The 11,728-nt window shown below is 60.2% G+C and carries 8 protein-coding genes; 6 read left to right on the forward strand and 2 right to left on the reverse strand.

Translation table 11 applies throughout. The features are described 5' to 3' along the window. The first annotated feature begins 42 nt into the window (after positions 1-42). On the forward strand, positions 43-1,083 hold the full coding sequence (mnmH, locus tag FPZ52_RS14210; protein ID WP_146366272.1) for a tRNA 2-selenouridine(34) synthase MnmH: 1,041 nt from the start codon (positions 43-45) through the stop codon (positions 1,081-1,083). Here the strand turns inward: mnmH and selD are convergent. Continuing rightward, positions 1,080-3,254 carry a selenide, water dikinase SelD gene (gene selD, locus FPZ52_RS14215; RefSeq protein ID WP_146366273.1) on the reverse strand — a complete coding sequence of 725 codons (2,175 nt, stop codon included), beginning with the start codon at positions 3,252-3,254 and terminating at the stop codon, positions 1,080-1,082. The two genes, mnmH and selD, sit on opposite strands and share 4 nt — an antisense overlap. 12 nt (positions 3,255-3,266) lie before the next feature. Then, complete coding sequence (locus tag FPZ52_RS14220; protein ID WP_146366274.1) at positions 3,267-4,193, reverse strand: helix-turn-helix domain-containing protein; 927 nt, start codon at positions 4,191-4,193, stop codon at positions 3,267-3,269. Positions 4,194-4,338: 145 nt separating this feature from the next. Between FPZ52_RS14220 and FPZ52_RS14225 the strand changes: the two genes are divergently transcribed. From FPZ52_RS14225 to melA, 5 genes are all read left to right on the forward strand, one after another. Beyond that, complete coding sequence (locus FPZ52_RS14225) at positions 4,339-6,423, forward strand: ABC transporter substrate-binding protein (RefSeq protein WP_146366429.1); 2,085 nt, start codon at positions 4,339-4,341, stop codon at positions 6,421-6,423. A 61-nt stretch (positions 6,424-6,484) separates the two neighbouring features. After that, a complete protein-coding gene (locus FPZ52_RS14230; protein WP_146366275.1) occupies positions 6,485-7,492 on the forward strand; it encodes an ABC transporter permease in 1,008 nt (335 codons plus the stop codon). Between the two features lie 65 nt (positions 7,493-7,557). Beyond that, positions 7,558-8,676: an ABC transporter permease gene (locus FPZ52_RS14235; RefSeq protein ID WP_146366430.1), complete on the forward strand. Its 1,119-nt coding sequence runs from the start codon at positions 7,558-7,560 to the stop codon at positions 8,674-8,676. A 10-nt stretch (positions 8,677-8,686) separates the two neighbouring features. Beyond that, positions 8,687-10,333 carry an ABC transporter ATP-binding protein gene (locus FPZ52_RS14240; protein WP_146366276.1) on the forward strand — a complete coding sequence of 549 codons (1,647 nt, stop codon included), beginning with the start codon at positions 8,687-8,689 and terminating at the stop codon, positions 10,331-10,333. 9 nt (positions 10,334-10,342) lie between these two features. Next, positions 10,343-11,710 (forward strand): alpha-glucosidase/alpha-galactosidase, encoded by a 1,368-nt coding sequence (melA, locus tag FPZ52_RS14245; RefSeq protein WP_146366277.1) that lies wholly within the window; start codon positions 10,343-10,345, stop codon positions 11,708-11,710. Positions 11,711-11,728: the final 18 nt, after the last annotated feature.

Here is an 11,728-nt window from a genome sequence, read left to right on the forward strand (position 1 = left end):
GCCGGATGCTCGCACGACTGCCTGTAAGTTGCGCGAGAAACTATGCCCCAGACGCTGGACACGCTTTACGATCTTCGGTCTTTGCCCTTCGACGATATAATCGATGTGCGATCTCCATCAGAGTATGCCGAAGACCATATCCCCGGCGCGATCAGCCTGCCCGTCTTGTCGGATGAAGAACGCGCAAGAGTGGGTACGATCTATGTGCAGCAGGATCCGTTTCTGGCACGCAAGATCGGTGCGGCTCTCGTCGCTCGCAATGCTGCGGCACATATTGAAGGACCGCTCACGGGCAAATCCGGCGGATGGCGTCCACTGATCTATTGCTGGCGCGGTGGGCAGCGGTCAGGATCCTTTACCATGATCCTGAAGCAGATCGGCTGGCGCGCGGATACGGTCGATGGTGGCTACAAGGCTTATCGCCGGATGGTGGTCAAGGCGCTTTATGACACCCCCTTGCCGTCGCGCGTCGTGCTGCTGAACGGTGGCACGGGGACGGCCAAGACCAGGCTTCTGACCCATTTGGCACGGCAGGGCGCGCAGGTGATTGATCTGGAAGGGTTGGCCTGTCATCGTGGATCCCTGTTTGGCGAGATCGACGGGGGTCAGCCGTCGCAGAAAGCCTTTGAAAGCCGCCTCGCCGCTGAACTGGTGCGTCTCGATCCTGACCGCCCTGTGTTCGTCGAGGCCGAAAGCAGCCGCGTGGGCGCATTGAACCTGCCGCCCGTACTGTGGAAGGCGATGCGCGAAGCACAGCAGGTTCGCCTGTCCGCACCGATCGACGCACGCGTGACGCATTTGGTAGCGGAATATCAGGACTACGTAAAAGACCCCGAAGCGCTTGACCGGACATTACAGCGGCTGGTCCCCTATCACGGGCACAAGCAGGTGGACGCATGGCAAAGCCTGGCAGCCGCGGGTGCGTTGTCCGCGCTGACGCGCGCGTTGATCACCCGTCACTACGATCCCCGCTATACGCGCATATCGGGTGAGGCATCGCATGATCCCTTGCATCTGCGCGACCTGTCAGACGAAACGCTGGACCGCTGTGCATCCGGGTTGATCAGAAAGTATGACGGTTAGCAGCACCGAATTGCCGGTGATCCATCAACCATCCTGCCGATCACCTGCGCGTCATGACCCGCTGTCCGCAGCCGTGCAATAACGTCAGCCCCCTGCCCTGGACGGATCGCGGCCAGCAGCCCACCTGCTGTCTGCGGATCATGCAGCAGATCACCACGCCTGCCTGAAGCGCCCTGTACCGGGGTCGCCTCGCGGTTGTCCTGCCAGATCGTTGAGCGGACGCCCTGCCCCACCAGATCCAGCGCGCCGGCGTAGATCGGGATAGTTTCGAGTTCCAGTTCCGCCCCCAGACCGGAGGCATGGCAGATGTTCAGCAAATGCCCAGCAAGCCCGAAACCTGTCACATCGGTCATGGCGTTGGCGTCCGAGAGGATCGCAGCAGCATCGTCTTGGGGCTGGCACATCCTGTCGAACATGGTGGCAATATCGTTCCCGGATGCCTTGCCCTGCATCTCGGCAGCCAACAACACGCCGCTGCCGATTGGCCGGGTCAGGACCAGCACGTCATCCGGTTGTGCACCCGCGATGGTGATCGGCTGTTTCGAGGCAAGCCCGGTCAACGTCAGACCTATGGTCAATTCTGCGCCCATAGTCGTATGCCCGCCGACGATTTCCGCGCCGGTTTGTGCCAGCACATTGCTTGCCGCGGCCGTGATCTCGGTCAGGCTACGTTCTTGCAAGGCGGGAGTCATGCGCGGAAGCGTGATCGACAGAAGCGCCGCTTGGGGCGTTGCCCCCATCGCCCAAATGTCGCCAAGCGCGTGCAGCGTGGCAATACGTGCGAGCAGCCCGTGATCTTCGGTAAACGCACGCAAATGATCGGTTGTCAGCACCTGACGGGTGCCGTCGATCTGCAAAATGGCGGCGTCATCACCGGGCGTGGACAGAACGTCAGAACGGGTACCTTGCGGCAGTTGCGCCAATGCCGTGGCCAGCGTTTTCGCCCCGACCTTGGACCCGCAGCCCCCGCACAGGGGCTGGTTGATTTCATTGGTCTGCGCCCGAGCGCCCGGCATGGGCACCGCCTCGCGCATTTCGGGAAGGTCGCGGAACTTTTCCATGAACGTCTGGTCGATGTGGTTTTTCCAGCGCCACAGATGTGGTCCCGCGAGGGTCATTCCCCATTTTTCCGCCAAGGCGGATTTATCGCCCAGTGAGACGAGCTTCAGATACTCGCGTTGCGGGTGGAAGGGTCGAAGCGGACCCCCCTGAAGCTTGGCACGAATGTTGTGAAACAGCACGGGCGCGGCGCGGACAGCATAGACCCCGGCCTTGCCGCGTGGAGCGTGATCGAGATGGGCGCAATCGCCCACGGCAAAAAGGCTGTCAGTGTCCCTGACGCGTAAATCCGGACCCGTATGAACAAAACCATCCTCTGTCGTAGGCAAGCCGCTGTCGGCGAGCCAGCGATGGGCGGCAGCGCCCCCTGCGCCGAGAATGAATTGGGACGCGATGCGTTGTCCGTCCGCAAGCAGAACTCCGTCCCCGTCAATCCGGTCAATAAGAGCGTTCAGATGTAAGGCGATGCCGTTGTCATCGAGCGCACGTTTCAATCGGCTTCTTGGGGCTGGTTGACTGGGCAGGATGGTGGACCTGCCTTCGATCAACGTGACCTTCGGAGACGTCTTCGGGATTTGCCGAAGCGCGTGCATTGCGGCCATGGCCAGTTCAACACCCGCCACACCTGCACCGATCACGGCCACCTGCGGCCTTCTTGTCCCGGCGGAGACATCAGCCAAGAACGCCTGCCAGCGCGTCGCAAAAGCGCCGAGCGGCTTGACAGGCACCGCATGTGCGTCAAACCCCTCGATCCCGCTCATCCGTGAATGGACGCCGATGTCGAGCGAGGCGACGTCATAACCAATCTCGCCCCGGCTTTTGACGCAGATATGCTTGCGGCCGGTATCGATCGCGGTCGCCGGGGCGAGGATCAACCGCGCTCCCGCAAACCGGCACAGGCGCACCAGATCAATGTCCAATGCCTCGCGCGTGTAGTGGCCAGCGACATGACCGGGCAGCATGCCGGAATAGGCGGCGGTGGGTCCGGGATTGATCAGCGTAACGCGCACACCCGGCAGCGGTTTCATGCCCCACTTTCGTAGGAAGATTGCATGGCTATGACCGCCGCCGACCAGCACCAGATCATGGCTCAAGAGGGGGGTATTCAGCATAACGGGACCAGCCTACGTATCACTTGGCGAGCCTCCGAGGTAGCTGGCCCTGATTTCATTCGGAGTTGCCCCGTAAGCGGCCTTGAAATGGGCGTAGAACTGGCTGAGCGAAAGAAAACCGGATTCCGCCGCAACGACGGCGACGGGGCTTGCATTCTCCACCAGAAGCGCGCGGGCACGCAAGAGCCGCATCCGGATGATGAAGCGCTTCATCGGCATCCGCATCATCCCGGAAAACAACGATAACGCATAGTTCTGATGCAGCCCCGTGACGCTTGCGACATCGGCGTTGGTCATCGGCTCGTCCAGATGTTCCAATATGAACCGCACCATCGCAACGACATGGCGGATATTTGCGGGGCCGATCTCACGCGCGCCATGCAGCTTGGACATTGGCAATCGCAGATAGTCGGACGCCCCGATCTGCGCACGGCGAAACAGCGTGTTGAGTTCCGCCTTCAGTATCTCGACCCGCTCGAAATCACCTGAGCGGTAGTCGCGGTACCAGCGCTCGATCACCGCAATGTCGCTGAGTTCTCCAGGCAACATCAGCAAGCCGCCGCCCAGAAGGTCCACTTGCAACGGCGCAATGTGTTGCATGAACAAAAACGCATCGAGTGGCAAGTATATATTGCACAGTCGTGGCGCGGCGTCGCCTTCCGGGATCACCTTGGTCAGCCGATGCGGAACACCCGCCCAGAAGACCACGATGCGCCCTTCGGGAATGTCGATGCGATCCTCGTCAACCTGATAGACCATCCGCGCGCCAGTCAGAAGATTGACCTCGACATGCCCGTGCCAATGCGAGCTGTCCATGACCTGCGGTGTGAACAGCCGCATGCCGAACCGACCGAACGCTTTGGTCCGCGCATAAAAGCTGCGGTCATGACCTGTGCCGGTATGTCCGGCGCGGCTGGGTATCGTGTTTGTTTGTCTCATTGCATCAATCTTAAGAACCCGGAGTAATTTGTCGGGTTTCAGGATTGCTGTAAAGCCACGATTCCGACAGATTTCTTTCCACCCGTTATTCGCCAGACAGCGCGACGGGCAGTTAGAGGGATGACAACATCCCGAGGGAGGAATGATGAAACAACGCTATGGAACCGCCTTGGCGGTGATGTTGCTGTCCGGAACGGCTGCGTCTGCCGTTATGGCGCAATCTGTGACACCTACCACACCACCCGATCCGCCGGATTTCGCAGCACAGGGTGAGCCGAACTTCGTAAACCGCGAAGAAATTTTCGAGTATATGGCGCTCGACAGCTATTCCGAGCCCGAATGGATCACCACGAACTTTGTCGAAACCGGGAAGTTGCCGCCGGTTGAGGAACGGTTGCCGACTGCGCCACTAGTCTACAAGGCTGCCAATATGCCTGACGGAACAGGTGCTTATGGCGATGTGATGCGCCACGTGATTGGCGGGCGTCCGGAAGGATGGAACTATTTCGCTGGTAACACGCAAGGCTGGGGCGGGATTGATATCGGGCTCTATGAATGCCTGACGCGCACGGGGCCGGTGTTTCAGATAAACCCCGACGATCTGGAACCGCTCCCGAACCTCGCCACCAGCTGGGACTGGTCGGAAGATGGAACGCAGTTGACCGTCCACCTGATTGAAGGTGCGAAATGGTCCGACGGCGATCCGTTCGATGCGGAAGACGTGATGTTTTACTGGGACAACCACGTCATGGACCCGCAAGTCACACCATTGAACGGCGCGAGCCCCGAAACATTCGGCGCAGGCACGACGCTTGAACAGGTTGATGACTACACGGTCAAATTTACTTTCCAGACATCGCATCCGGAAGCGGTGCTATACCAGATGGCCTATGGCACCTTCTGTCCGGGTCCGAGCCATATCCTGAAGCCGGAACATCCCGAATTCAGCGACAACAGCTATGAAGACTACCGTAACGCCTTCCCGCCCGATTATATGGGCTTTCCGGTCATGGGCGCCTGGGTTCCGGTCGAATATCGTCCCGACGACATCATCGTCATGCGCCGCAATCCGTATTACTGGAAGGTGGATGAAAACGGCAATCAGCTGCCCTATCTCGACGAGATGCAGTACAAGCTGTCCACCTGGGCCGATCGCGACGTTCAGGCGGTTGCGGGCACGGGAGACTTTTCCAACCTCGAGCAAGCCGAAAACTATGTCGAGGCGCTGCGCCGTTCGGCAGAGGATGACGCCCCGGCCCGTCTGGAATTTGGTCCTCGGATCATAGGCTATTCGCTGTATCCGAACCTGTCCGGCAATGGCTGGGGTCAACCGGACGAACGCGCGCAGGCCATTCGCGACCTGAACCGGAACCTGGACTTCCGCAAGGCGATCACGACCGCGATCGACCGGCAGCGGCTTGGCAACTCGCTGGTCAAGGGGCCGTTCACCGCGATCTATCCGGGTGGCCTGTATTCCGGTACGTCCTATTACGATCAGGACAGCACGGTCTACTATCCCTACGATCTTGCGACCGCAAAGGAGTATCTGAAAGCCGCCGGGCTTGAGGACACGGATGGCGACGGCTTCGTCAACCACCCGGCGGATGTGCTGGACGGTCAGAACGTCCAGATGACGCTGCTTGCGACCAATGATTACCAGACGGACAAAAACCTGGCCGAAGGCGTCGTCGCGATGCTGGAAGAACTTGGCATCCGCGTGGCGTTGAACACCCTTAGCGGCAACGACCGTGACGCGACCCGGGACTCGGGCCGTTATGACTGGATGGTCATGCGGAACCCGACAGAGTTGATCACCGTCGTCCAGCGTACCGATCAGCTTGCGCCCGTAGGGCCAAGGACATCCTTCAATCACCGCGCCAATGACGCGGGCGAGATGGACCTGCTTCCTTTCGAGCAGGAAATGGTCGACCTGATCAACCAGTTCATCGCCAGCGATGATGGCAACGAGCGCAAGGAAATCATGAAGAACTATCAGAAGGTGCGGACCGAGAACCTGTATGGTATCGGCCTGACCCAGTATCCGGGTGCGCTGATCATCAACAAGCGGTTCTCGAACATCCCGCCGGGCACGCCGATCTTCATGTATAACTGGGCAGAGGACTCGATCATTCGCGAACGCGTCTATGTCGCCTCCGACGCCCAGAAGGATTACGAGCTTCACCCCCAGACCCTGCCGCCCGCACCCGGTGGCGACGGTCCGGTGCAATAAGTTCCTCCCGAGTGGCGGGCGGCCTCGTCGCCCGCCATGAATGACCCAGAACGGAAAACCCATGCTGCGCTTTCTGACTGTCCGTCTGTTGCAGGCGATCCCTGTCCTGTTCGTGATGAGCGTGATCACCTTCGTCATCATCCAGGCCCCTCCCGGCGACTACGCGGACTTCATCCGAACCAACATGATCACCCAAGGCGGTGCATCCATTGAAGTGGCCGATGCCGCCGCCGAACGCTACCGGGAACAATACGGTCTGAACGACCCGATGCCCGTGCAATATGCCCGCTGGATCTGGGGCATCGTCACGCAAGGTGATTTCGGCCACTCATTCTTCTACAACAAGCCCGTGTCCGAGGTCGTAGCGGAACGCCTGCCCCGTACCATCCTTCTGGCGCTGACCTGTCACTTCTTCGCCTCCGTGCTGGGGATCACCTTCGGTATTCTCGCGGCGACACGTCAGTACAGCTGGATCGACACGGCGCTGAGCTTCCTGTCATTTCTGGGTATGACCATCCCGCGGTTCCTGCTGGCGCTGATCATTCTCTACATCCTCGCCTTCAAACTGAACGTGCAGGAACTGGGCAGCTTCTTTTCCCCGAAATACGGGGGCGCGCCCTGGTCCTGGGGCAAGTTCGTCGATCTGGTCAAACATATCTGGCCCGTAGTCGCCATCGCGACGCTGGGCGGTCTGGCCTACAACATGCGGGTCATGCGCGCCAACCTGCTGGACACGCTGAACGCCCAGTACGTCGAGACCGCCCGCGCGAAGGGACTTGGTGAAGGGGCCGTGGTCATGCGTCACGCCGTTCCCAATGCGTTGCACCCGCTGGTCGCTTACCAGGGCGTCGTTCTTCCTTACATGCTGACGGGTGAGATCGAGGTCGCCATCGTGTTTTCGCTGGCGACCGTTGGCCCGGCAATCGTTGGCTCGATGGGCATCGGCGATGTCTATGTGACCGCGACGCTGCTGCTGGTGCTGGGTGCCACGCTGATCATAGGCAATATCATTGCCGACCTGCTGCTGGTCGCGCTCGATCCCCGCATCAGGGTTGGGGGTGACGCATGAGTCCCTCCAGCCGGTACCCTGAACAGAACAAGCCCGACCGGTCACTGACAGATGAACTTGCACCGATGCCGGACGAAGAAACCGCAGACGCGCGCGTCTCCACCGTCTCGACCGACAGCCAAAGCTATCAAGCACTCGTCTGGCGTCGCTTTCGACGTTCCGTGCCGGGGATGCTCGGGCTGACACTTGTCTCCCTGTTGCTGATCATCGCGGTCTTCGGAGACTTCTTCGCGCCGCTGGATCCCAAGCGGCCGGAGATTTCCTTCGCACCGCCAGACAAGATCAGTTTCTGGACCGAAGAAAATGGCTGGCAGCTGTGGCCTGTCGCCTACCCCATCAGCGAAGGCGAAGAATTCGATCCCGTGACCTTCCAGCCCATCGTCGGGCCGGACATGTCCAACCCCCGCCCGATCCGGTTCTTCGTGAAGGGCTACGAGTATCGACTGTTGGGCCTGATCCCCACCAATCGCCATTTCATTGGCGTGGCAGATGGAAGCCCCTTCCACATTCTGGGCACGGACAAGCTGGGGCGAGACATATTCTCGCGCGGGGTCGTGGGCGCGCGGGTTACGCTGGCCATCGCGTTGACGTCAATAACCCTGATCACCATCATCGGAACGCTGGTCGGGATTACATCGGGCTATATTGGCGGCAAGCTGGACCTGTGGTTGCAGCGCTTTGTCGAGATTATCTTGGCCTTTCCGCAACTGCCATTCTATCTGGCACTGGCATCTTTGATCCCGGTCACGGCACCATCCGGGCTGTTCCTTACCTTCGTGGTGATCGTGATCGTAGGGTTGGGCTGGGCACAACTGTCGCGGGAGGTGCGATCAAAGACCATGGCGCTGCGGCGCGTGGACTATGTGCAGGCCGCGATGGCGGTGGGTGCGTCGGATCGTCGGATCGTCCTGCGCCACATCCTGCCCAACGTCACCAGCCATGTCATCGTAGCCGTGACGCTCGGCATCCCGACAATCGTGCTGCTGGAATCCTTCCTTGGCTTTCTTGGTTTCGCGGTGAAGCCACCGATGATTTCCTGGGGCCTGATGCTGCAGGACGCGGGCACGTTTTCCGTCATCGGATCTTATCCATGGATCCTGTCACCCGTGGGCTTCGTGCTGCTGACCGTGTTCGCCTTCAACGCGCTCGGCGACGGGCTGCGCGACGCCATAGATCCGTATTGAGGGAATCAGAATGAACCAGATCACTCCCATTCCCACCCCGCGCGAAAAGCGCCCCGTCATCCTGCAGGCCGAAAAGGTCGGCGTCACGTTCAAGGTGGACGGCGGCATGATCGAGGCAGTCCGCGACGTGTCCTTCAAGCTGTGCAAGGGTGAAACCATTGCCCTGGTCGGCGAAAGCGGGTCGGGAAAATCCGTTACCGCGCGGTCGGTGATGCAGTTGCTCAGCAAGCGGGCCTCGCTGTCCGACGCGACACGGATCACCTATGACGGCAAGGACATGGCCCATCTGTCCAAGCAGGAGATCCGCCGCCTGCGCGGCAACCGGATTTCTATGATCTTCCAGGAGCCGATGTCGTCTCTCAATCCGGTCTACACGATCGGCAAGCAGTTGATCGAAGGCATTTGCCTGCATCAGAAGATCGGGCGCAAAAAGGCCATGAAGCGTGCACAGGAATTGCTGGAAGAGGTCCACATTCCCGATCCCGAAGCGCGCCTGTCGCAGTATCCTCACCAGCTGTCAGGCGGTCAGCGTCAGCGCGTCATGATCGCCATGGCGCTTGCCAACCGTCCCGATGTGCTGATCGCGGATGAACCGACGACGGCGCTCGACGTGACCGTGCAGGCCCAGATCCTTGCGCTGATCGACGAATTGAAGGCGCGCTACGGGATGGGCGTTGTGCTGATCACGCATGACCTGACGGTCGTTCAGCAGTTCGCGGATCATGTCTACGTCATGCAACATGGCGAGGTGAAGGAGGAAGGTCCGACGAAGCAGATTTTCAGTGCGCCACGTCATCCCTATACCAAGCGTCTTCTGGCATCCGACCCCAAGGGCGTCGCCAATCCGCTGGAAGGTCATCCCGATACGGTGCTGCGCGGTGAAGATGTGCGGGTGACGTACATGTTGCGCAAGGGCGGCTTCTTCAAAGGAACCTATTCACCCCTGGTTGCGGTCAACGACCTGGATCTCGAGCTCAAGCGCGGCGAGACACTGGGACTTGTCGGCGAAAGCGGATCTGGCAAGACGACTTTCGGCCAGGCGCTTCTGCGGCTGCGCGGAATGGACCAGGGGCAGGTGACGTTCCAGGGCGAACGCATCGACGGGCACGACCGGCATCAGATGCGCCCCTACCGTACCCGGATGCAGATCGTCTTCCAGGACCCGTTCGCCAGCCTCAATCCGCGCATGTCGATTCGCCAGATCATCGAGGAAGGCATGGCGGTCAATGGCATCGGCGCGAATGGTCGGGAGCGCACGGCCCGCGCGAAGCAGGCGCTGCGTGATGCAGGCATGCCGGACACGATCCTGTCGCGGTTCCCGCATGAGTTCTCGGGCGGCCAGCGCCAGCGGATCGCCATTGCCCGCCCCATCGCGCTGGAACCTGAATTCATCCTTCTGGACGAGCCGACATCCGCGCTGGATCTGTCTGTACAAGCTCAGATCATCGAACTTCTGCGCCGGCTGCAGCGGGAAAAGGGGCTCAGCTACCTGTTCATCAGTCACGACCTGAAAGTGGTGCGCGCACTTTGCCACCGCGTGATGGTCATGCAGCACGGTCGGATCGTCGAACAGGGCCCGGTGTCCGAAGTGCTGGTCAATCCGAAAACCGACTACACGCGCCGCTTGGTCCGTGCGGCGTTCGAAATCGCAACCTGAGGAAATTCCATGTCTCCAACGATTACCTTTATCGGAGCAGGCTCCACCGTCTTCACCAAGAACATTGCGGGCGACATCCTGCATCGAGACGCGCTGAGCAACGCGACGGTCCGTTTGATGGATATTAACCCGCAACGGCTGGAAGAATCTGCCGTCGTCGTCAGCAAGATGGTTCAGACATTGGGCGTGCCCGCCACGGTCGAAACCTATGGCGATCAGCGCAAAGCCCTGGACGGCGCCGACTTCGTCGTCTGCTGCTTTCAGGTCGGGGGCTACGATCCCTGCACCATCACCGATTTCGAGGTTCCAAAGACGTTCGGGCTGCGCCAGACGATCGCGGACACGCTGGGCATCGGCGGCATCATGCGCGGCCTGCGGACCGTTCCGGTGCTGTGGTCGATCTGCGAGGATATGCTTCAGGTCTGCCCAAACGCGATCATGCTGCAATACGTCAACCCGATGGCGATCAACACATGGGCGATCGGCGCGAAGTACCCACAGATCCGGCAAGTCGGCCTGTGCCATTCGGTTCAAGGCACCGCCGAGGAACTGGCCCGCGATCTGGACATCCCGGTCGAGGACATCCGCTACCGCGCCGGTGGCATCAACCACATGGCCTTCTATCTGAATTTCGAGCATCGCCAGCCTGACGGGACATACAAGGATCTCTACCCTGCCCTGCACAAAGGCTACGCCGAAGGGCGCTTTCCGAAACCATCATCGTGGAATCCGCGTTGCCCGAACAAGGTGCGCTACGAGATGATGACGCGGCTGGGCTATTTCGTCACCGAAAGTTCCGAACACTTCGCAGAATATGTGCCGTGGTTCATCAAGCGCGACCGTCCCGATCTGATCGAGAAATTCGGCATCCCGCTGGATGAATACCCCAAGCGTTGCGTCGAGAACATCGAACGCTGGGGAGCGCAGGTCGAAAAGTACCGCAATGCCGACAAGATCACGGTGAAGCCGAGCCATGAATACGCCTCGGAGATCATCAACTCCATAGTGACGGGCACGTCATCGGTAATATACGGCAATATCCCCAACAATGGCTACATCCCGCAGCTTCCCGATGGTGCGGCCGTCGAGGTGCCGGTTCTGGTCGATGACAATGGGCTGCAGCCGACCGTCGTACAAAACATCCCACCGCAGCTGATCGCGCTGATGCGGTCCAATGTAAATGTGCAGGATCTGACCGTGCAGGCGCTGCTCAACGAAAACCCCGAACATATCTACCACGCCGCGATGATGGACCCCCATACCGCTGCCGAGCTTGATCTCGATCAGATCTGGCAACTGGTGGACGAATTGCTGGCCGCGCATGGCGACTGGCTGCCCGAATTTGCCCGGCCCCAGGCACAACGCAAGGCCGGTTGAGAGCTTCAAGGACACACA

Origin of the sequence: Qingshengfaniella alkalisoli (assembly GCF_007855645.1) — a bacterium.
GTDB classification, from domain to species: domain Bacteria; phylum Pseudomonadota; class Alphaproteobacteria; order Rhodobacterales; family Rhodobacteraceae; genus Qingshengfaniella; species Qingshengfaniella alkalisoli.

Bases quoted from the DNA above. Each gene is read 5' to 3' on its own strand.
- FPZ52_RS14235 (WP_146366430.1), top strand. From the start codon at position 7,558: ATGCCGGACGAAGAAACCGCAGACGCGCGCGTCTCCACCGTCTCGACC.
- selD (WP_146366273.1), bottom strand. From the start codon at position 3,254: ATGCTGAATACCCCCCTCTTGAGCCATGATCTGGTGCTGGTCGGCGGC.
- FPZ52_RS14225 (WP_146366429.1), top strand. From the start codon at position 4,339: ATGAAACAACGCTATGGAACCGCCTTGGCGGTGATGTTGCTGTCCGGA.
- FPZ52_RS14230 (WP_146366275.1), top strand. From the start codon at position 6,485: ATGCTGCGCTTTCTGACTGTCCGTCTGTTGCAGGCGATCCCTGTCCTG.
- FPZ52_RS14220 (WP_146366274.1), bottom strand. From the start codon at position 4,193: ATGAGACAAACAAACACGATACCCAGCCGCGCCGGACATACCGGCACA.
- mnmH (WP_146366272.1), top strand. From the start codon at position 43: ATGCCCCAGACGCTGGACACGCTTTACGATCTTCGGTCTTTGCCCTTC.
- FPZ52_RS14240 (WP_146366276.1), top strand. From the start codon at position 8,687: ATGAACCAGATCACTCCCATTCCCACCCCGCGCGAAAAGCGCCCCGTC.
- melA (WP_146366277.1), top strand. From the start codon at position 10,343: ATGTCTCCAACGATTACCTTTATCGGAGCAGGCTCCACCGTCTTCACC.